The organism is Parazoarcus communis, from assembly GCF_003111665.1.
Classification (GTDB): Bacteria; Pseudomonadota; Gammaproteobacteria; order Burkholderiales; family Rhodocyclaceae; genus Parazoarcus; species Parazoarcus communis_B.
This window is the reverse complement of record NZ_CP022188.1, coordinates 2,619,759-2,640,156: the sequence shown is the minus strand read 5'-3', so window position 1 is coordinate 2,640,156 and position 20,398 is coordinate 2,619,759. Positions and strand designations below refer to the sequence as shown.

Sequence of the window (20,398 nt, the reverse complement as noted above, 5' to 3'; positions counted from 1 at the left end):
ATGACGCCTTATCTTACGATCGAAACCCCGATTCTAAACTGAGGACCACGGCCCACGTTGTAATCGAGCAGCGTCTCGCCGTACCCGTTGAAATACTGCAGATGTGCGAAAGCACCGACCCCCGAAAACACGCTCTGGCGCAGCGGATAGGACAGATCGAGCTGCGTGCTACCCACGCCCGCCTTGCCCTTGCGCAATAATGCGGCGAGCATCAGGCCGTCGTCGCTTCCCAGCCGCAAACCGAGCTGGGCGTAACCCCGATAGTCGGTGATATCGGGATTGTCGTCCTTGTCGATATAACCCCAGACCTTGGGCTCAACGCCCAGATAGGTGCGACCGTTCGGGAAGTAGTAACGAGCATCGATACGCGCAAACAGGGTGTCGATACTGCGCGAATCCTCTTCATCGCGCCCGTTGGACTCGTGCTCGTAACCGGCAGCCAGTGCGACCGAATTCCCCTCGCTGGGATCGGACAGCTTCCACTGATAGAACAGCGAAGGCCGGAAACTGGTATCGCGAAACGGCTTGGACTCTGATGACAGGTCCCACAACGAGGTCTGCGTAAAGCCGAAATACAGACCGCGCACCAGCGGAAAGCTCTCGGCCACGACGCCCTGATCGTCGAACAGACGGTAGCGGAAGCTGATCTGGTAGCGCGCCGACTTCGGATCCGTGCCACCGACGACGAAATACATCGGCTCGTGAAAACTCAGCGCGGCAGGGGCTACGGGCTCATCCGAACGCTTCTGCTGGGTCACCGACCCTGCGTTGGCGACGTTGCCCGCCTGCGCGGACGCCGCAGGCGACCGCAACGCGGCCCCGGAATCGAAAATCAGCCGTGCAGAAGGCGACTCGAGCAGGGAAAGCGTTGCCATGCCGACCACTTCGCCAGGCCATTGGCCAATGTAGCGCCGCTGCGTTTCCCCGAGAGAGCTCGCCCGCACGAGTTCGACCGCAATACGCGGCCCGCCGTCCGGCAGCTCGACCTGAGCCGGCAGACGCTCCGGCCACATGCCATCCACCGGCGCACCGATGACAATCAGTTCAAACGACTGCCCGGGCACCACTCGGGGCTCGGGCGACGCAAGCAACCAGCCCCCCGCCTGCGCCGGCGCAACCGCGGCCAGCGCAAGGGGAAGCAGGCTGGCCCGCACGAGGCGGGCCACCAGACCGGACTCAGCCACCCTTGGAGCGCCTCAGTTCGGCGGCATCGACCACTGCCAGCGCGGTGATGTTGACCAGGCGACGAACCGTGGCCGACGGCGTCAGGATATGCACAGGCTGTGCAGCACCCAGCAGAATCGGACCAACAGACACGCCGTCGCCATTCGCCATCTTCATCAGGTTGAAGGAGATGTTGGCTGCATCGAGGTTGGGCATCACCAGCAGGTTGGCATCTGCCGTCAGAGCCGAATCCGGATGCAGCTTGGCGCGGATCTCGGGCGACAGTGCCGCATCGCCGTGCATCTCGCCATCGCATTCGAGTTCGGGTGCCGTGGTACGCAGGATCTCACTGGCTGCACGCATCTTTCGCGCCGACGCCGAGCTTGAGCTGCCGAAATTGGAGTGCGACAACAGGGCCACGCGCGGCTCGATACCGAAACTGCGCAACTCGGCAGCCGCCATAAGCGCGATCTCGGCCACTTCATCCGCATTCGGGTTCTCGTTGACGTAGGTGTCGGTCACCGCAAGCATGCGCTTGGGCAGCAGCAGCAGGTTCATCGCCGCAAACTGCTTGGCGCCCGGCTTGAGGCCGATGACGTCCTGCACCTGGCGCAGGTGATAGTCATAGGTCCCGAACGTGCCGCACACCAGCGCATCCGCATCGCCACGACGCAGCAGCATCACGCCGATCAGGGTCGTGTCGCGACGCATCTTGGCCTTGGCCAGATCCGGCGTCACGCCGTCACGGGCCATCATGCGGTAGTAGTCGTTGCACAGCTCACGATAGCGCGGATCGGATTCCGGATTGACGATATCGAAGTCGCGCTCGGGCACGAGGTTGAGACCGATCTTCTTGATCCGCATCTCGATCACGCTGGGACGACCGATCAGGATCGGACGCGCCAGGCCCTCGTCGATGGCCACGCGCGCGGCATGCAGAACACGTTCGTCCTCACCCTCGGCGTAGAGCACGCGTTTCTGCTCCATCGGCACGCGCTTGGCTGCGGAGAACACCGGCTTCATGACGATGCCGGTCGTGTACACGAAGTCGCTCAGCGTAGCCGCATACGCCTGCATGTCCTCGATCGGATGGCTCGCAACACCGGAATCCATCGCAGCCTGGGCCACTGCGGGCGCGATCTTCACGATCAGGCGCGGATCGAAAGGCTTGGGAATGATGTAGTCGGGACCGAAGGTCAGCTCCGCGCCGCCATAGGCCGAAGCCACGATGTCGCTCTGCTCGGCCTGGGCCAGTTCGGCGATCGCCTTCACGCAGGCAAGCTTCATCTCCTCATTGATCGTGCTGGCGCCCACGTCGAGCGCGCCGCGGAAGATGAAGGGGAAGCACAGCACGTTGTTGACCTGGTTCGGGAAGTCCGAACGCCCGGTCGCCACGATGCAGTCCGGGCGCACCGCCTTCGCATCAGCGGGCAGGATTTCCGGATTCGGGTTCGCCAGCGCGAAGATCAGCGGCTGGTCAGCCATATTGGCGACCATCTCGGGCTTGAGCACGCCCGCGGTGGACAGGCCGAGGAAGACGTCGGCACCAACGATGGCATCACCCAGGGTGCGCGCATCGGTGACCTGAGCATAACGGGCCTTGGTCGGCTCCATCTTCTCGTCACGGCCCTGATAGATCACGCCCTTGGAGTCGCAAACGTAGACGTTCTCACGCTTCAGACCAAGGCTGACCATGAGGTCCAGGCAGGCAATGGCGGCCGCGCCGGCGCCGGAACACACCAGCTTCACGGTGGCGATGTCCTTGCCGACGACCTTGAGACCGTTGATCAGGCCCGCCGACGAGATGATTGCGGTACCGTGCTGGTCATCGTGGAAGACCGGAATCTTCATGCGCTCGCGCAGCTTCTTCTCGATGTAGAAGCACTCCGGCGCCTTGATGTCCTCGAGGTTGATACCACCCAGCGTCGGCTCAAGCGAGGCGATGATGTCGATCAGCTTGTCGGGGTCATTCTCGTTGAGCTCGATATCGAACACGTCGATATTGGCAAATTTCTTGAACAGGCAGCCCTTGCCTTCCATGACCGGCTTCGACGCCAGCGGGCCGATATTGCCCAGACCGAGCACTGCTGTGCCGTTGGTGACCACGGCTACCAGGTTGCCACGGCTGGTGAGTTCACGTGCCTGTGCGGGGTCTGCGACGATGGCATCGCAGGCGGCTGCCACACCGGGCGAATAGGCAAGCGCGAGATCGCGCTGGTTGGTCAGGCCCTTGGTGGGCACGACCGAAATCTTGCCGCGTGTCGGCGCACGGTGATAGTCCAGAGCCGCTGCGATGAAATCCTGATCCATGAGTTCTCCCTCTCGGTACAGTATGGTGTTCGTGTGAACATCCGGACAGGACAATAGGCGCTTGCCCTTGTCCTGCCAATTGCGATCATCCGCAGCGTTTTCTTTTTGCTCTGGCACGAGCTGCCTTGCCACGGACCGGACCCGACCGGGCCCGCATGCCGAGCGCCCCGGGGAGTAGGCTGCAACGGTCATGAATAACGAGTCGGAAGTTTAGCGCAGCGCTCGCGGCTTGGGCAGGTGTGCCCTGCGCAAAACAGCTATCCGGGATAGGTTTGCCGATTTTTGGCACAATGCCGCAACAACCGGAGGGGAATCGACGATGCGACGCGTGGTGTTCAATCAGAAAGGTGGGGTCGGCAAATCCACCATTACCTGCAATCTGGCAGCAATCAGCGCCCAACAGGGCAAGCGCACGCTGGTCATCGACCTCGACCCGCAGGGCAACTCCACGCAGTACCTTCTCGGCGTCTCGGGCGACTCGCTTGACAGCACGCTGGCCGACTTCTTCGACCAGACGCTAAATTTCAAGCTCAATCCGAAAGCAACCAGCGACTTCATCGTCGCCAGCCCCTTCGACGGCCTGCACGTCATGCCCTCCCACCCGCAACTGGAAGAGCTGCAAAGCAAGCTGGAATCGCGCTACAAGATCTACAAATTGCGCGACGCACTCGACGAACTCGCCGAGGAATACGACTGCGTCTATATCGACACGCCGCCCGCGCTCAACTTCTACACCCGCTCGGCCCTGATTGCCGCCAACGCCTGCCTGATCCCGTTCGATTGCGACGACTTCTCGCGCCGCGCGCTCTACTCCCTGCTCGAGAACGTGGAGGAAATCAAGACCGACCACAACCGCGACCTGAAAGTCGAAGGCATCGTGGTGAATCAGTTCCAGGCACGCGCCAGCCTGCCGCAAAAAGTGGTGCAGGAACTGATCGATGAGGGCTTGCCCGTACTTGAGCCCTACCTGTCGGCCTCGGTGAAGATCAAGGAGTCACACGAACAGGCCAAGCCGATGATCCACCTCGAGCCCAAGCACAAACTCGCGCAGGAATTCGTCTCCCTGCACGACAATCTGGCACGCAAGTACGGCGCCTGAGCGGCGTGGGCCTGCACAGGCCCGCCGCCACTCTGGAACGCACTCAGGCCGGATCGAGCTTGGCCACTGCGAGCAGAAGCCACTTCATCCCCGCCGAGCCGAAGTTCACCTGAACACGGGCGTCACTGCCGCCGCCCTCGGCGGCGACGATCACGCCCTGCCCGAACTTGGCGTGGCTCACGTTCTGACCAATGCGCAGACCGCCGGGCAAACTGGCAAACGCAGGCCGCGGTTCGCGCTGCGTTGCGGCCGGTTTCGCGGACGACGTGAAGTAGGCTCCGCCAGCGCCGCCGGTCGCGCCACCAAGTGCCGCACGGGGACTCGGCGGGCTGAGCCACTTGGTGAGCCCGACCGGAATCTCCTCGAGAAAGCGTGAGCGCAGGTTGTAGCGAGTCTGACCGTGGAGCATCCGGCTCTGTGCAAATGACAGATACAGGCGCTCGCGGGCGCGCGTCACCGCCACATACATCAGCCGCCGCTCCTCCTCGAGCCCCTCGGCTTCGAGAATGCTGTTCTCATGCGGAAACAGGCCTTCTTCAAGCCCCGACAGGAAGACCACGTCGAATTCCAGCCCCTTGGACGAATGCACGGTCATCAACTGCACCGCATCCGCCCCCTGATCCGCCTGATGGTCGCCCGCCTCGAGCGACGCATGGGCAAGAAAGTCGGCAAGCTGACGGTGCTCGCCGGCATCCGCCGGATCTGCGCCGGGCGCGCCCGCCTGCTGCTCTGCAACGAAGTTGGCTGCCGCGTTCAACAGTTCGTCCAGGTTCTCCAGGCGCTCGCTCCCCTCTTTCTCACTCTTGTAGTGATCTCGAAGACCGGAACGATCCAGTACGTGATCAATGAGTTCGGGAAGGGTCAGCGGCCCGGTATCACGCCGCAGATCCTCGATCATCCTCAGGAACTGGCCCAGCGCGGTTCCCGCCTTGCCCGTCAGGTGGGGCACGGTGGCATACAGGCTGGTGTTGTAGGTGCGCGCGGCGTCCTGCAGCACCTCGATCGAACGGGCACCGATACCGCGCGTGGGAAAATTCACCACCCGCGCGAACGCAGTGTCGTCGTCCGGATTGGCGATCAGGCGCAGATAGGCAAGCGCGTGCTTGATTTCCTGGCGCTCGAAAAAGCGCAGGCCGCCATAGACCCGGTACGGAATACCGGCCGAGAAAAGGCGATGCTCCAGCACGCGCGACTGCGCGTTTGAACGGTACAGCAGCGCAATCTCGGCGCGGGAACGTCCATCGCGCACCAAGCCCTGTATTTCCTCCACGATCCAGCGCGCCTCGTCAGAGTCGGCATAGGCCTCGAACACACGGATCGGCTCGCCCGCCCCCTGGTCGGTCCACAGGTTTTTGCCCAGGCGGTGCGTATTGAAGCGAATGATCGCATTCGCCGCATCCAGGATATTGCTGTGCGACCGATAGTTCTGCTCGAGGCGAATGACGTTCTTGACCTGAAATTCACGCTCGAAATCGCGCATGTTGCCAACTTCCGCACCGCGAAACCGATAGATGCTCTGGTCGTCATCCCCTACGCACAGCAAGGCAGCGCCCCCCTCGGCGCCATCTGCCGCCAGCAGCTTCAGCCAACGGTACTGCAGCCTGTTGGTGTCCTGAAACTCATCGACCAGGATGTGCCGGAAACGCCGCTGATAGTGGCGCCGAATCGGCTCATTGCGTTCGAGCAACTCGTAGGTGCGCAACAGCAACTCCGCGAAATCCACAACAGACTCGCGCTGGCACTGCGCTTCATACTCTTGGTAGAGCTGAACGCGTTGTTTGGTGAAGTCGTCCCAGGCCTCGACTGCATGGGGGCGATTTCCCGCCTCTTTCTGGCCATTGATGAAGTGCTGAAGCTCACGTGGCGGGAATTTCTCGTCGTCGACATTCAGCGTCTTCAGCAAGCGCTTGATCGCGGCCAGCTGGTCGGCCGAATCCAGAATCTGGAACAGCTGCGGCAGGCCGGCATCACGATGATGTGCGCGCAACAGCCGGTTGCACAGACCATGGAACGTGCCGACCCACATGCCACGCGGGCTGACTGGCAGCATCGCGCCAAGGCGGGCGAGCATCTCCTTTGCCGCCTTGTTGGTGAAGGTGACGGCGAGAATGCCGGACGGATCGACCTGGCCGGACTGGATCAGCCAGGCAATACGGGTGGTCAGGACGCGGGTCTTACCCGAACCTGCGCCCGCGAGAATGAGCGCATGTTGCGGCGGCAGGGTAACGGCCTGAAGTTGTTCGGGATTCAGATTGGCAAGCAGTTGGGACATGAGTTTTCCTTTACTGCTTCTATTTTAACCGCTGATGCCGCACAGCCCGCTAGCGCTGGCGTCGAGCGGGACCGGTTGTGGTGAGCGGGGGGTGACTATAACTAATGGAATAGTGTTGCGTTTCCGACACAGAAACTTGATCCCGGCTGGGGGCTGCGATACGCTGAAATTGTGCACAGCAACAAATTGATGAACTTTTTCACGGCAATCTTGCCAGACACCGCATAGAATGCTTCTTAAGAAGCCAATATTTTTTATCGCAGCACAACATACGGAGCGCAAGGCGCAGGTCCACAAGACCCCGAACGCGCACGAGGGCCGACAACGGCCACACGGAGAATACAGATGAAAGCACCCAAACTACTTCCCTGGTACGCCCGCAAGGCTGGCGTCCCGATCGAGCGCGCCAATGCACTATGGCGCAAGGCCGTACGCGAAGCCACCGCCGAAACCGGCTGGGTGGGCAATTCAGAGTACTGGGGTGCTGCCAATGATATTTTCCTCGACCTGCTCGAAGCCGAAAAGGAAACCTTGTGCACACCGTGCGTCACGCCCATTCTTCGCAGCCAGCAGCGCATGTGGAACATGCCCCTGACCGCGATGGAAGACATGCTCAAGGCGATGTCCACCAACTGGCAGCGCCAGACCGGCATCAAACCCCAGAAAGCCGCCTGATCGATTCGAATTCGGCCGCTGCCACCACTGCGCAGCGCCCACCGCCTCCCTCCCTCTCCTTCATCGGAGATTTGGCATCCGGCCCCTCCGCCGGGTGCCATTTTTTTGCTGAACCCCCGAAAAGAGCAGTTCTCCAGCCCCACACCGGCAGCGGAATCGGCATTCAGGCCCGACTGCCCGAGCGCCGACACCGGGCTTCGCGATATACTTTCGCGTTTTCAACGCTTTGAGCGCACGCACCCCGCCCATGCAGGACAAATACCAGCCCGCCGCCGTCGAAACGGCCGCCCAGCAGCACTGGGACGCCACCTCGGCCTTCCGTGTATCCGAAGACGCCAGCCGTCCCAAATACTACTGCCTGTCGATGTTCCCGTACCCGTCGGGCAAGCTGCACATGGGACATGTGCGCAACTACACGATTGGCGACGTACTGGCGCGCTTTCATCGCATGCGCGGTTACAACGTGCTCCAGCCCATGGGCTGGGACGCCTTCGGCATGCCCGCCGAGAACGCGGCCATCCAGAACAACGTCCCGCCGGCGAAGTGGACCTACGCCAACATCGATTACATGAAGACCCAGCTCAAGCGCCTGGGCTTTGCCATCGACTGGTCACGCGAGATCGCCACCTGCACGCCGGAGTACTACCGCTGGGAGCAGTGGCTGTTCACCCGCCTCTACGAAAAAGGCCTGATCTACAAACGACTTGGCACGGTGAACTGGGACCCGGTCGACGACACCGTGCTCGCCAACGAGCAGGTCATCGACGGCCGCGGCTGGCGCTCAGGCGCACTCGTCGAGAAGCGCGAGATCCCCATGTACTACATGAAGATCACCGCCTACGCCGACGAACTGCTTGAAGCGCTGGATGGCCTGTCCGGCTGGCCGGAGCAGGTCAAGCTGATGCAGAAAAACTGGATCGGCCGCTCGGAAGGGGTCGAGGTGCACTTCCCCTACGACCTCTCGACCGTTGGCGCATCAGGCGTACTCAAGGTGTTCACCACCCGCGCCGACACGCTGATGGGCGCAACCTACGTCGCCGTCGCTGCCGAACACCCCCTCGCCACCCAGGCGGCTGCAGGCAACGCCGAACTGGCTGCCTTCATCGAAGAATGCAAGCGCGGCGGCGTCGCCGAAGCTGATCTGGCAACGATGGAAAAGAAAGGCATGCCCACCGGCCTGCGCGTGGTGCATCCGATCACCGGCGAATACCTGCCGGTGTGGGTCGCCAACTACGTGCTGATGGGCTACGGTGAGGGCGCTGTGATGGCGGTTCCCGCCCACGACGAGCGCGACTTCGCCTTCGCCACCCGCTACAAACTGCCGATCACGATGGTGGTGCGCTCCACCCGCGACGCCTACGAGCAGACCGTTTCACCGTGGATCGACGCCTACGCCGAACAAGGCCGGCTGGTCAATTCCGGCAAGTACGATGGACTGCACTTCCAGGATGCAGTCGATGCGATCTCTGCCGACCTCGAAGCCAAGGGACTGGGCAGTAAGCGTATCCAGTATCGCCTGCGTGACTGGGGCATTTCGCGCCAGCGCTACTGGGGCTGCCCGATCCCGATGATCCACTGCGACGACTGCGGCGACGTGCCAGTGCCGGACGAGCAGTTGCCGGTGGTGCTGCCCGAGAACGTCGAGGTGACCGGTCGCGGTTCGCCGCTGGCCAAGATGGCGTCCTTCTACGAATGCAGCTGTCCCAAGTGCGGCAAGCCGGCCAAGCGCGAAACCGACACCATGGACACTTTTGTCGAGTCGTCCTGGTACTTCCTGCGCTACGCCTGTGCCGACAGCAACACTGCAATGGTCGACGAGCGCGTCAATTACTGGGCCCCGGTGGACCAGTACATCGGCGGCATCGAGCACGCCATCCTGCACCTGCTGTATTCGCGCTTTTTTACCCGCGCCATGCGCGATTGCGGCCTGGTCAATGTGTCCGAGCCCTTCGCCAACCTGCTCACGCAGGGCATGGTGGTTGCCGAAACCTATTACCGCGACCTCGACGGCGGCAAGAAGCAGTGGATCAACCCGGCTGACGTCACTGTCGAGCGTGACGAGCGCGGTCGCATCGTGGCCGCCAAGCTCACCAGCGACGGCCTGCCGGTCGTGATCGGCGGCGTCGAGAAGATGGCGAAGTCGAAGAACAACGGTGTCGACCCCCAGGCGCTGGTGGATCAGTACGGCGCGGATACCGCACGTCTGTTCACCATGTTCGCCGCCCCGCCCGATCAGCAGCTGGAATGGTCCGACTCCGGCGTTGAGGGCGCGTCGCGCTTCCTGCGCCGGGTGTGGAACCTCGGCCATGTCTTCGGCAGCGAGATGCGCGCTGCACTGCCCGCTGCACGCCAGCTGGCTGCAGGCAAGCTGCCGGCCGATCTTGCCGACGTGCGCCGCGAGATTCACACCCATCTGAAACAGGCCAACTACGACTTCGGCAAGCACCAGTTCAATACCGTGGTGTCGGCCGCAATGAAGATCCTCAACGCGCTCGAAAAGGCGCCGCGTGACAACGCCGCAGCCCACGCCGAACTGACCGAAGAGGGGCTTTCCATCCTGTTGCGCCTGCTGTCGCCGATCACCCCGCATATCGCACATGCGCTGTGGACGGACTGCGGCTTCGGTGAAGACATCCTCGCTTCAAGCTGGCCCGAGCCCCTCGAGGCCGCGCTCAAGCAGGACGAAATCGAGCTGATGGTGCAGGTCAATGGCAAGCTGCGCGGCAGCATCAAGGTTGCTGCAGAGGCCAGCAAGGCCGAGATCGAAGCGCTCGGACTGGCTTCCGAAGCCGCACAGAAGTTCATGGAAGGGAAGCCGCCGAAGAAAGTCGTCGTCGTTCCCGGCCGTCTGATCAACATCGTGGTCTGAGGACGCACTCATGCACTCCAATACTGCCCGCCGCCGCCTGCTCAAAGCAGGCGCGGCACTCGCAGCCTCGGCCATGCTTGCCGGCTGCGGCTTCCATCTGCGCGGGCCTCAACCCCTTGCCTTCTCCACCCTGCATGTCAGTGTCAGCGAGTTCTCCGACCTTGGCTCGGCGATTCGCCGCAAGGTGGAAAACAGCGGTACCACAACGGTCACCGAAAATGCAGGCAAGGCGGAGGCCAGACTTCAGATTCTTGCAAACGAGCGTGGCCGGGAAATCCTCAGCCTCACGAGCTCCGGTACGGTGCGCGAGTACCAGCTCACCCAGCGCATCCGTTTCCGCCTCATCGACAACAAGAACGTCGAGCTGATCCCGCCAACGAACATCTCGGGACAGCGCGAGTACACCTTCGACGATGAAGAGGTGCTAGGCAAGGAGCAGGAAGAAGCGCTGCTCTATCGCGACATGCAGGCCGACCTCGTGCAGCAGATCATGCGCCGCCTGGCGGCCTATCGCCGGCCACAGTGAACCTGAGGCCAGACCAGCTCGCGAGCCAGCTCGACAAGCCACTGGCGCCACTGTGGGTGCTTTTCGGCAACGAGCCCCTGTTGGTGCTCGAGGCCGGCGATGCAATCCGGGCAAGCGCCAGGCGGCAGGGCTTCTCCGAACGTGAAACGCTGGTCGTCGGCCAGGGTTTCCGCTGGGAAAGCCTGACCATGGCGGCCGGCAACATGTCGCTGTTCGGCGGCGAAAAGCTGGTCGACCTGCGCATTCCCACAGGCAAGCCCGGCCGCGAAGGCGGGGACGCACTGCAACGCTACCTCGCCCACTTGCCTGCGGGCGTGCTCACCCTGATCACGCTCCCCGAACTCGACTGGCAGACGCGCAAGACGGCCTGGTTCAAGGCGCTCGGCGAGCACGGCATCATCATCGAGCTCAATGCGCCCGAGCGCGAACGCCTCCCTGCCTGGATCGCGCATCGCCTTGCCGCCCAGCAGCAGTCTGCCGACCCCGAAGCACTGAGCTTCATCGCGGACCACGTCGAAGGCAACCTGCTTGCGGCCCACCAGGAGATCCGCAAGCTCGGTCTGCTGCATCCGGAAGGCAAACTCAGCCTCGAACAGATTCAGGACGCCGTGCTCAACGTTGCCCGCTACGACATCGACAAGCTGCGTCAGGCGGTGCTCGAAGGCGACCCTGCACGTTGTGCGCGACTCCTCGAAGGACTCAAGGGAGAAGGTGCTGCCCCTCCGCTGATCCTGTGGGCGCTCGCCAACGAAACCCGCAGTCTCGCCAGTCTGCGCGCCGGGCGCGATGCAGGGCAGCCACTCGCCGCGCTGTTCAAGAGCGAGCGCATCTTCGACAACAAGCGTCAGCAGGCGCTGGGTCGTGCGCTGGAGCGCCTGAGCCAGTCCGGGCTGCGCGCCGCGCTGATGCACGCAGCGCGCATCGATCGCATGATCAAGGGGCTGGTCGCCGGCGATGTCTGGGACGAGTTTCTGCAACTGGCACTGCGACTCGCCCGCCGATAAGTTCAATGGCCGGATTGCACAAGCGAACCACACGAAGCACTTTCAATGCTTTAATTCCTGTTTGGCTCTAGCGCTGCGAAGATACAGATGGACATCCAGAACTACATGCAAACTCTCGGGCGACAGGCCCGCGCCGCATCCCGTCTGCTGGCTGCGGCCTCATCCGAGGCCAAGAACACTGCCCTGCTGGCCATGGCAGCTGACATTCGGGCACGTGCCGCCACCTTGCTGGCCGCCAACGCGCAGGACCTTGAAGCTGCGCGTCGCGCCGGTCTCGAGCCGTCCATGATCGACCGCCTGACGCTCACCGAGAAGGGCGTCGAGGCCATCGCCGTCGGCCTCGAACAGGTCGCGGCACTGCCCGACCCGGTCGGCGAGATCACCGACGTCAAGCGCCGCCCGTCGGGCATTCAGGTCGGCAAGATGCGGGTGCCGCTCGGCGTCATCGGCATCATTTACGAAGCCCGGCCCAACGTCACAGCGGATGCTGCCGCGCTATGCCTCAAGTCAGGCAATGCGGCCATCCTGCGCGGTGGCAGCGAGGCCCTGCACTGCAACCAGGCGATTGCCGAGTGTGTGCGCAACGGACTTGCCGCCGCTGGTTTGCCGGAACATGCAGTACAGGTTGTCGACACCACCGACCGGGCTGCCGTCGGTGCCCTCATCACCATGCCCGAGTTCGTGGACGTTATCGTGCCGCGTGGAGGCAAGGGCCTGATCGAGCGCATCTCGCGCGAATCCAGAGTCCCCGTGATCAAGCACCTCGATGGCAACTGTCATGTGTACGTCGATGACGAAGCCGACCCGACGCGTATCGTACCCATCGTCGAGAACTCAAAGACCCAGCGCTACGGCACCTGCAACACCGCCGAGTCGCTGCTCGTTTCGCGCACGGTGGCCGACCTCTGCCTGCCCGCCATCGGCACCATGCTCGCCGGCAAAGGCGTCGAGATGCGCGCCTGCCCGGAATCACTCGCGCTGCTGACGGAAGCCGGCATCGCCGCCGACAAGCTCGTGGCCGCGACGGAGCAGGACTGGAGCGAGGAGTACCTCGGGCCGATCATCGCGGTGAAGATCGTTGCTGGCCTGGATGAAGCCATCGAGCACATCAACACCTACAGTTCGGGACACACCGAGTCGATCCTGACCGAGAATTACACGAACGCCATGCGCTTTCTGCGCGAGGTCGATTCGGCCTCCGTCATGGTGAATGCGTCCACGCGCTTCGCAGATGGTTTCGAATACGGCCTCGGCGCAGAGATCGGAATCTCGACCGACAAGATCCACGCCCGCGGCCCTGTCGGACTTGAAGGCCTGACCAGCCAGAAGTGGATCGTTTTCGGCAACGGAGAAATCCGCCGCTGATTGCGCTCGAAGCACTATCGCACCGTATATCGAACAGATAGCATTGGAACGCCCGTCATTGCACGGGCGTTCCGCTTTCAGCCCCGTGATCGACGGCGCATCCGCACTCGCTGCAGGGACGGCGCCAGCACTCAGGTAACACGATGCCCACACGGCAACCCCGACAGCAAGCGTTCGCCGCCGTGCTGAACCTGCCCTTCGGCAAGTTCGGCATCCGTATCGCCGGCGATAGCGTCACAGAGATGGTATTTCTGCCGCCAGACACGCCAGAACAGGCTCCGTGCTCGCCGGTCGCTGCCGCGGTCGCCACTCATATCCGCGACTGGATCGCATCGCCAGGACAGGCGCTGGCGCTCCCCCTCGCTGCGTGCGGCACGGCCTTTCAGCGCCGGGTGCGGGATGCTCTGCAGGCTATTCCGGCGGGCGAGGTGCGCACCTACGGCGAAATAGCCCGCCTGCTCGACAGCGCCCCACGTGCAGTCGGGCAGGCCTGTGGTGCCAATCCGTTTCCGCTGGCCGTCCCCTGCCACCGCGTTGTCGCTGCACAGGGTATCGGCGGCTTTGCCAACGCCCGCGACGGCTACTTGATTGCCGCCAAGCGCTGGTTGCTGAACAACGAAATGCAATGAGCCGGACACCTGCACCTCCCCTGCCCGACACCTTGCGCGATGAGCTTGACGCCTTCGTCGACACCCTGTGGCTGGAGCACGGACTGGCGCGCAACACCCTGTCCGGCTACCGCAGCGACCTCGCCTTGTTCGGCAAATGGCTCGCCGCTCGCGGAATTCCCCTTCAATCGGCACCGGCAGCCGAGCTGAGCGCCTATCTGGCCGAATTCAGCCTGCGCGCCAAGGCCACCAGCCAGCGCCGACTGCTATCGGCCTGGCGGCGCTATTACCGCCATCTGCTGACGCAGGGCCGGATCAGCGAAGACCCCACCCTGCAACTGGATTCACCCCTGCCCTCCGACCGGTTTCCAAAGACGCTTTCGGAAGTCCAGGTCGAAGCCCTGCTCGCCGCCCCCGACACCGACACCGAACTCGGCATCCGGGATCGCTGCATGCTTGAGGTATTGTATGCATGTGGTCTGCGCGTTTCCGAACTGACCGAACTCAAGCTGTTCGCGATCAGCCTGAACGAAGGCGTGGTCCGCATCATGGGGAAAGGCAGCAAGGAACGACTCGTCCCGCTCGGTGAAATTGCATCCGAATGGATTGCCCGCTACGTCGGCGATGCCCGTAACACCTTGCTCGCCGGACGCAATTGCGACGCCATTTTTGTCACGCGGCGCGGTAGCGGAATGACAAGACAGATGTTCTGGCGGATCATCAAGCAATACGCCGTGCAGGTTGGCATTCCGGTACAGCGTATATCGCCGCACACCGTTCGACATGCGTTTGCCACCCACCTGCTCAATCACGGCGCCGATCTGCGGGTCGTGCAAATGCTGCTCGGCCATGCGGACATTTCGACCACGCAGGTTTATACGCATGTCGCCCGCGAACGCTTGAAACAACTTCATCAACTTCATCACCCGCGCGCCTGAACCACGAGACCGACTGATACTTCGCCAATTGTCAGTCCTTAATGGCCGTCACGCGATATTGCCGTCATCAGGAAATCCGATCATGAGCAAAATTGAAAAACACGCACCGGAAACACCCGCAACCCGCTTCTTGCGACAGCACGGGATCGCCCACTCCGATCACCTCTACGAATATGAAGAGCACGGCGGGACAGAGGTCTCTTCACGCGAATTGAATGTGGCCGAACACGCCGTCATCAAGACCCTGATCATGGAAGACGAAAACGCCCAGCCGCTCGTCATGCTCATGCATGGCGACCACAAGGTTTCAACCAAGGAACTGGCGCGGCAGGCCGGTCGAAAGCGCATCGAACCGTGCAAACCGGAGGTCGCCAACCGGCACTCGGGCTTTCTGATCGGCGGCACGTCGCCCTTTGGCACCCGTAAGAAAATGCCCGTATACATGGAAAAATCGATTCTCGACCTGCCGCTGATCTATATTAATGGCGGCAAGCGCGGCTATCTGGTTGGCATTCACCCGCACGACCTGCTCCGCGTATTGCAGGCCAATCTTGTTCAGGTCGCAAACTGAGCACTTTGCAGCGGCCTCCTCACGGACGAATTGACGTCTGAAAAACGGAGATTATCCGGACTTCAGAAAAATCGTTTTATTTTCAGAGTGATTTACTGTCAAAATACGCCCGTGCAATTGCATTCAACAGCAGGATCAACATCCCCACATTTCAATTATGGACATAAGCCGGAGAAAAATCATGGAACTTGGCAATCTGTCGCTGACCGAATTGCGCCGCCTGCAATCGAAAGTTGAAACCGAAATCCGGCGCCGCAGCGACACTGCGCGGCGCGACCTGATCAAGCGCATGCAGAAGATGGCTGCCGAACAAGGCCTGTCGCTCGATGACGTGCTCGGCACCTCGAGCACGGAGAAAGCTGCGGCAAAGCCGGCAAAGGCAGCCAAAACACCGAAGGCAAAAAAGCCGGCCAAGGTCAGTGTCGTCAAGTACCGCAACCCGGCCAACCCGGATCAGGGCTGGAGCGGTCGTGGCCGCAAGCCGCAATGGGCACTCGACTGGCTCGCCCAAGGCAAGTCGATCGAAGAACTCGCGGTCTGAAAATTCAGGCAAATTCAAACCCGGCAGCGCCGGGTTTTTTTACGTCACGTGATTTCAGCCCATTCCCGGCGGCAGGGTAACGCCTTCCCGTCCGCGCTGAATGAATACGCCAACCCGGCGCACGCCTTTCATCACACCGATTTTTGCGATGCGAATCTTTACCCACGGCGCACCGAACTCCTCGAACAGCAGGTTCACGACGAATTCGCCGAGCGTTTCGATCAGGTTGAAGTGGCGCTCGGCCAATTCCCCCCGGATCCGCTCGATCACTTCCGCATAATTGATCGTATCCGCAATATCGTCCTGCTCCGCTGCGGCATCGGGCACCCCGAAGGTCAGGTGCAGCTCGACTGTCTGCGGTGCGATTTTCTCCCGCGGATAGATGCCCACCCAGGCCTGCACCCGCAACTCTTCGATGAAGATGAAATCCATGTCGTTTCCCGATTAGAATCGCCGCAATTCTAGCCGGATGCTCAGGCTGCTTGCGCACGATGTGTGGCGCGAATCACAAGACCACCTGAACTCAGGGGTCACGGAGAAATGATGTCTGTCCTGCTTTTGCTTGTCGCTGCCTACCTGCTCGGCTCCATTCCTTTTGCGCTGGTTTCCAGCCGTCTGTTCGGCCTGCAGGATCCGCGCAGCTACGGTTCGGGCAACCCCGGCGCGACCAACGTATTGCGCAGCGGCAACAAGGCCGCGGCAGCCTTCACCCTGATTGGCGACTGCGTCAAGGGCTGGGTTGCGGTATCGATTGCACTCAAGCTGGGCTTCACCGCCCCTGAAGCGGCGCTTGCCGGCTTTGCCGCCTTCCTTGGCCACGTATTCACGATTTTTCTGCGCTTCAACGGCGGCAAGGGCGTCGCCACCGCACTTGGCGTGCTGGCCGGGATCGACTGGCGGATTGCGCTTGCCTGCCTTGGAGCCTGGCTGCTGATCGCCGCTGCGAGCCGATACTCGTCGGCTGGATCGCTTGGGGCAGCCATCGTCTCGCCGATAGCAGGCTACCTTCTGCTGGGCGCAAATCCGGTCATCGCAGTGCTGCTTGCCATGAGCGCGGTGCTGATCTGGCGTCACGCTGCCAATATCCAGCGCCTGCTGGCCGGCACCGAGGGCCGGCTGGGCAGCAGCAAGAAGAGCTGAGTTACCCCTACCCACCCGCATCAAGAAAACTACCCTCCGGCTGGCGTCAGCAGCTCTGCCAGCGGCCAGCGTGGCCGGATCCGCACGCCGGGCGCCTGCTCCGGACGAGCTCCGCCTGCTAGCCGCAGCGCGCCGGCAAACGCAATCATCGCGCCGTTGTCGGTGCACAGCGCAGGCTCGGGGTAGTACACGCGAGCCCCACGTCGACGTGTGGCGCTATCGAGCCCGGCACGCAACTGCACGTTGGCTCCCACGCCGCCTGCCACCACCAGCGACTTCAGTCCCGTCTGCTTCAATGCCGCCAGCGACTTCGCGGTCAGCACCTCCACCACGGCCTGCTGAAAGTCTGCAGCCAGATCCGCCGCCCACTCGGCTTGCCAACCTGGCCCCGAGACAACGTTCAGCACGGCCGTCTTGAGGCCGCTGAAGCTGAAATCAAGATCTCCCGAATGCAGCATCGGCCGCGGCAGCTTGAAACGTCCCGGCTTTCCCTGCAGCGCCAGCGCCGCCAACTGAGGGCCGCCCGGATATCCGAGACCAATCAACTTGGCCGTCTTGTCGAAGGCCTCGCCTGCGGCATCGTCGAGCGATTCACCCAGCAGCGTGTAGGCACCGACGCCGGTCACCGCCATCAACTGCGTGTGCCCGCCCGACACCAGCAAGGCGACAAAGGGAAAATCCGGTGGGTCCGCAGCAAGCAGTGGCGACAGCAGGTGTCCCTCAAGGTGATGCACGGGGAGCGCCGGAATGCCGGCCGCCATCGCCATCGACTCGGCCACGCTCGCACCCACCAGCAAGGCGCCTGCAAGACCGGGCCCTGCCGTGTACGCGATGGCGTCTATCGCCCCGATATCGAGCCCTGCCTCGGCAAGGGCCTGGCGTACCAGGATCGGCAAGCGCCGGATGTGATCGCGCGATGCGAGTTCGGGCACAACCCCGCCATACACCGCATGCAGATCGATCTGCGAATGCAGGCTCTGTCCAAGCAAACCCGCCTCGGTGTCATACACTGCAACGCCTGTTTCGTCGCACGACGTCTCGATACCCAGTACCTTCATTCCCTGCATTCCCGGTCGTCAATGCGTCATTTTACCTTCCGCCGAGCGTTTTTCCGGCAATGAAAAATACCAAGATGCTTGCCAGAGTCTGACTAACCGGCTATATTTGCGATCTTTCTGCCCTCCAGACACTCAAGGAAGTAAGCAATGCCGGGTATCCGCGTCAAGGAAAACGAGCCGTTTGAAGTCGCTATTCGTCGCTTCAAGCGCACGATCGAGAAGACCGGTGTGCTGACTGAGCTGCGCTCGCGTGAGTTTTACGAAAAGCCCACCGCCGAGCGCAAGCGCAAGCTGGCCGCCGCGGTGAAGCGCAATCACAAGCGCCTTCGCAGCCAGACGCTGCCGCCGAAGCTCTACTGATCCCGCACCGGTTTTTTCCGGTTGCCTGCACGCCGGGCGAAGATCGTCATGATCTTCGCCCGGCGTGATATTTTTTCTGTTCGATGATTCCACAGTCTTTCGTTCAGGATTTGCTTGCCCGCGTCGACATCGTCGACGTCATCGAGCGCTACCTGCCCCTCAAGAAGAGTGGCGCGAACTATTTCGCCTGCTGCCCTTTCCACGGCGAAAAATCAGCCTCCTTTTCCGTAAGCCCGAGCAAGCAGTTTTACCACTGCTTCGGTTGCGGCGTGCACGGGAGCGCGATCGGCTTCCTGATGGAGTACAGCGGCCTCGGCTTCGTTGAAGCAGTCAAGGAACTCGCAAATCAGGCCGGACTGCAGGTGCCGGACGACGGCAAGCCCGGCCAGAATGCCATTGATGACGGCAATGCGAAGCTCGTCGACGCCATGGCTGAAGCGGCGCGCTTCTATCGCGACCAGCTCAAGAACGCCCCTGAAGCAATCGACTACCTCAAGCGCCGCGGCCTCTCCGGCGAGGTTGCAGCCCGCTTCGGCATCGGCTTCTCTCCTGACGAATGGCAGGCACTCCAGCGCGTCTTTCCCGACTACCAGAGCAAGCACCTGGCTGAAGCCGGACTGGTAATCGACAACGACCAGGGTCGGCGCTACGACCGCTTCCGCCACCGGATCATGTTTCCGATCCACGACCGGCGGGGCCGCATCATCGCCTTTGGCGGCCGCGTGCTCGACAGCGGCGAACCCAAGTACCTCAACTCGCCAGAGACGCCGCTGTTCGAAAAAGGTCGCGAACTCTACGGCCTGTACCTGGCGCAGAAGGCCATTCGGGACGCCAGCTTCGCCCTTGTCGTCGAAGGCTACATGGACGTTGTTGCGCTCGCCCAGTTCGGCGTCGATAACGCAGTCGCAACCCTTGGCACAGCGACCACGCCTCACCACATCACCACCCTGCTTCGTCACACCGACCGCATCGTGTTCTGCTTTGACGGCGACGCCGCAGGCCGCCGGGCCGCATGGCGCGCGCTCGAGAACGCACTCGAAGTACTGCGTGACGACACCACGCTCGCCTTCCTGTTTCTGCCCGCCGAACACGACCCCGACTCCTTCGTGCGCAAGGAAGGCGCAGAAGCCTTCCGCAAGGCCGCCGCGAGCGCATCCCCCCTGGCCAGCGTTTTGCTGCAGGAACTCAAGGAGCGCTGCGAACTGGACACCGCCGAGGGACGCGCACGCCTGATCCATGAATCGCGCCCACTGGTCACGCGAATTGCTGCACCGATGCTCCGTCTGCAGGTCATCAAATCGATTGCCGAGGCAGCCGAGATGACGCAGACGGAAGTCGAACTGGCGTTCGGCTTCAAGCCCGCCGCAGCACCGCCGCGACAGAGCTTCCAGAAGCAGGACTTCAAGCGCGGACCACGCCGGACCGAACCTCTTCGCCCGCAAGGGCGACGCAAGCCGCCATCAACCATCGGCACCTTGCTGCGACTCATCCTCCAACACCCCGAGCGCGCAGCACGACTGCCGATCGACCTCATCCCGGACGACTCCGCAGAGGGCCGCGCGATGATCGCCATCATTGATCTGGTCAGCCTCGGCGAGCCAATCCCTGCCGGCGGTCTTGGCGCACTGATCGAACGTTTTCGCGACACGCCGCACGGCGACACGCTGGCCAGACTGGGAACGGAACAGGACGAATCGGAGTTCGAGGAGTCCGTTGTCGAGACCCTGTTCGAGGACACCTTGCGCAAGCTGCAAGGCGACGCGATCGCACGCGAGATCACCGAACTGCTGGAACTGTCGAAGCAGGGAGCGCTCTCAGCAGGCGACCGCCACCGCCTGTCGGAACTTCTGCTGGAAAAACGGAACCTTGCCAGCACAGGCAAAGTCTCAGATCTATAG

Annotated in this window: 18 protein-coding genes; 13 read left to right on the top strand and 5 right to left on the bottom strand. The window is 62.3% G+C overall.

Annotated elements, in window-relative coordinates; genetic code table 11:
- Positions 1-8: 8 nt before the first annotated feature.
- Together CEW87_RS12115 and CEW87_RS12110 are read right to left on the bottom strand one after the other, a co-directional pair.
- Positions 9-1,184 (bottom strand): phospholipase A, encoded by a 1,176-nt coding sequence (locus CEW87_RS12115; RefSeq protein ID WP_234421522.1) that lies wholly within the window; start codon positions 1,182-1,184, stop codon positions 9-11.
- Entirely contained in the window at positions 1,177-3,474 is a 2,298-nt protein-coding gene (locus tag CEW87_RS12110; protein ID WP_108973327.1) for an NADP-dependent malic enzyme, read from the bottom strand. The genes CEW87_RS12115 and CEW87_RS12110 overlap by 8 nt, the downstream gene beginning before the upstream one ends.
- Positions 3,475-3,793: 319 nt before the next feature.
- Between CEW87_RS12110 and CEW87_RS12105 the strand changes: the two genes are divergently transcribed.
- Entirely contained in the window at positions 3,794-4,573 is a 780-nt protein-coding gene (locus CEW87_RS12105; RefSeq protein WP_108973325.1) for a ParA family protein, read from the top strand.
- A 43-nt stretch (positions 4,574-4,616) separates the two neighbouring features.
- Here the strand turns inward: CEW87_RS12105 and CEW87_RS12100 are convergent, their stop codons facing one another.
- Positions 4,617-6,845, bottom strand: coding sequence for a UvrD-helicase domain-containing protein (locus CEW87_RS12100; RefSeq protein ID WP_108973323.1), 2,229 nt, complete (start codon positions 6,843-6,845; stop codon positions 4,617-4,619).
- A 345-nt stretch (positions 6,846-7,190) separates the two neighbouring features.
- On the opposite strand from CEW87_RS12100, the gene CEW87_RS12095 reads away from it, so the two are divergent.
- The 9 genes from CEW87_RS12095 (at position 7,191) to CEW87_RS12055 (ending at position 15,942) form a co-directional block, all read left to right on the top strand.
- The gene (locus tag CEW87_RS12095) at positions 7,191-7,520 is read left to right on the top strand and encodes a hypothetical protein (protein ID WP_108973322.1); all 330 of its coding nucleotides are present in this window, start codon (positions 7,191-7,193) and stop codon (positions 7,518-7,520) included.
- A gap of 247 nt (positions 7,521-7,767) precedes the next feature.
- Positions 7,768-10,389 carry a leucine--tRNA ligase gene (gene leuS, locus CEW87_RS12090; RefSeq protein WP_108973320.1) on the top strand — a complete coding sequence of 874 codons (2,622 nt, stop codon included), beginning with the start codon at positions 7,768-7,770 and terminating at the stop codon, positions 10,387-10,389.
- A 10-nt stretch (positions 10,390-10,399) separates the two neighbouring features.
- The gene (gene lptE / locus CEW87_RS12085; RefSeq protein ID WP_108973318.1) at positions 10,400-10,915 is read left to right on the top strand and encodes an LPS assembly lipoprotein LptE; all 516 of its coding nucleotides are present in this window, start codon (positions 10,400-10,402) and stop codon (positions 10,913-10,915) included.
- Complete coding sequence (holA, locus tag CEW87_RS12080) at positions 10,912-11,919, top strand: DNA polymerase III subunit delta (protein ID WP_108973316.1); 1,008 nt, start codon at positions 10,912-10,914, stop codon at positions 11,917-11,919. The genes lptE and holA overlap by 4 nt, the downstream gene beginning before the upstream one ends.
- Positions 11,920-12,006: 87 nt before the next feature.
- On the top strand, positions 12,007-13,284 hold the full coding sequence (locus tag CEW87_RS12075) for a glutamate-5-semialdehyde dehydrogenase (protein ID WP_108973314.1): 1,278 nt from the start codon (positions 12,007-12,009) through the stop codon (positions 13,282-13,284).
- A gap of 143 nt (positions 13,285-13,427) precedes the next feature.
- The gene (locus CEW87_RS12070; protein ID WP_108973312.1) at positions 13,428-13,913 is read left to right on the top strand and encodes a methylated-DNA--[protein]-cysteine S-methyltransferase; all 486 of its coding nucleotides are present in this window, start codon (positions 13,428-13,430) and stop codon (positions 13,911-13,913) included.
- Positions 13,910-14,830 carry a site-specific tyrosine recombinase XerD gene (gene xerD / locus CEW87_RS12065; protein WP_108973310.1) on the top strand — a complete coding sequence of 307 codons (921 nt, stop codon included), beginning with the start codon at positions 13,910-13,912 and terminating at the stop codon, positions 14,828-14,830. The genes CEW87_RS12070 and xerD overlap by 4 nt, the downstream gene beginning before the upstream one ends.
- Positions 14,831-14,912: 82 nt before the next feature.
- On the top strand, positions 14,913-15,401 hold the full coding sequence (gene ybaK, locus CEW87_RS12060; RefSeq protein ID WP_108973308.1) for a Cys-tRNA(Pro) deacylase: 489 nt from the start codon (positions 14,913-14,915) through the stop codon (positions 15,399-15,401).
- Positions 15,402-15,582: 181 nt separating this feature from the next.
- Entirely contained in the window at positions 15,583-15,942 is a 360-nt protein-coding gene (locus tag CEW87_RS12055; protein ID WP_108973306.1) for an H-NS family nucleoid-associated regulatory protein, read from the top strand.
- Between the two features lie 54 nt (positions 15,943-15,996).
- On the opposite strand, the gene CEW87_RS12050 is transcribed toward CEW87_RS12055, so the two are convergent.
- Positions 15,997-16,374 (bottom strand): dihydroneopterin aldolase, encoded by a 378-nt coding sequence (locus CEW87_RS12050; protein WP_108973304.1) that lies wholly within the window; start codon positions 16,372-16,374, stop codon positions 15,997-15,999.
- 111 nt (positions 16,375-16,485) lie between these two features.
- Here CEW87_RS12050 and plsY point away from each other — a divergent pair, with 111 nt between their 5' ends.
- Positions 16,486-17,082, top strand: a complete 597-nt coding sequence (gene plsY / locus CEW87_RS12045; RefSeq protein ID WP_199917012.1) for a glycerol-3-phosphate 1-O-acyltransferase PlsY — start codon at positions 16,486-16,488, stop codon at positions 17,080-17,082.
- 29 nt (positions 17,083-17,111) lie between these two features.
- On the opposite strand, the gene tsaD is transcribed toward plsY, so the two are convergent.
- Complete coding sequence (gene tsaD, locus CEW87_RS12040) at positions 17,112-18,140, bottom strand: tRNA (adenosine(37)-N6)-threonylcarbamoyltransferase complex transferase subunit TsaD (protein ID WP_108973300.1); 1,029 nt, start codon at positions 18,138-18,140, stop codon at positions 17,112-17,114.
- Between the two features lie 147 nt (positions 18,141-18,287).
- On the opposite strand from tsaD, the gene rpsU reads away from it, so the two are divergent.
- Positions 18,288-18,500: a 30S ribosomal protein S21 gene (gene rpsU / locus CEW87_RS12035; protein WP_002924646.1), complete on the top strand. Its 213-nt coding sequence runs from the start codon at positions 18,288-18,290 to the stop codon at positions 18,498-18,500.
- 83 nt (positions 18,501-18,583) lie between these two features.
- Positions 18,584-20,398, top strand: a complete 1,815-nt coding sequence (gene dnaG, locus CEW87_RS12030) for a DNA primase (RefSeq protein ID WP_108973298.1) — start codon at positions 18,584-18,586, stop codon at positions 20,396-20,398.

Coding starts and splice junctions, on each gene's coding strand:
- CEW87_RS12070 (WP_108973312.1), top strand. CDS start 13,428: ATGCCCACACGGCAACCCCGACAGCAAGCGTTCGCCGCCGTGCTGAAC.
- ybaK (WP_108973308.1), top strand. CDS start 14,913: ATGAGCAAAATTGAAAAACACGCACCGGAAACACCCGCAACCCGCTTC.
- CEW87_RS12075 (WP_108973314.1), top strand. CDS start 12,007: ATGGACATCCAGAACTACATGCAAACTCTCGGGCGACAGGCCCGCGCC.
- CEW87_RS12110 (WP_108973327.1), bottom strand. CDS start 3,474: ATGGATCAGGATTTCATCGCAGCGGCTCTGGACTATCACCGTGCGCCG.
- lptE (WP_108973318.1), top strand. CDS start 10,400: ATGCACTCCAATACTGCCCGCCGCCGCCTGCTCAAAGCAGGCGCGGCA.
- CEW87_RS12050 (WP_108973304.1), bottom strand. CDS start 16,374: ATGGATTTCATCTTCATCGAAGAGTTGCGGGTGCAGGCCTGGGTGGGC.
- tsaD (WP_108973300.1), bottom strand. CDS start 18,140: ATGAAGGTACTGGGTATCGAGACGTCGTGCGACGAAACAGGCGTTGCA.
- CEW87_RS12105 (WP_108973325.1), top strand. CDS start 3,794: ATGCGACGCGTGGTGTTCAATCAGAAAGGTGGGGTCGGCAAATCCACC.
- CEW87_RS12100 (WP_108973323.1), bottom strand. CDS start 6,845: ATGTCCCAACTGCTTGCCAATCTGAATCCCGAACAACTTCAGGCCGTT.
- rpsU (WP_002924646.1), top strand. CDS start 18,288: ATGCCGGGTATCCGCGTCAAGGAAAACGAGCCGTTTGAAGTCGCTATT.
- dnaG (WP_108973298.1), top strand. CDS start 18,584: ATGATTCCACAGTCTTTCGTTCAGGATTTGCTTGCCCGCGTCGACATC.
- CEW87_RS12095 (WP_108973322.1), top strand. CDS start 7,191: ATGAAAGCACCCAAACTACTTCCCTGGTACGCCCGCAAGGCTGGCGTC.
- plsY (WP_199917012.1), top strand. CDS start 16,486: ATGTCTGTCCTGCTTTTGCTTGTCGCTGCCTACCTGCTCGGCTCCATT.
- leuS (WP_108973320.1), top strand. CDS start 7,768: ATGCAGGACAAATACCAGCCCGCCGCCGTCGAAACGGCCGCCCAGCAG.
- CEW87_RS12055 (WP_108973306.1), top strand. CDS start 15,583: ATGGAACTTGGCAATCTGTCGCTGACCGAATTGCGCCGCCTGCAATCG.
- xerD (WP_108973310.1), top strand. CDS start 13,910: ATGAGCCGGACACCTGCACCTCCCCTGCCCGACACCTTGCGCGATGAG.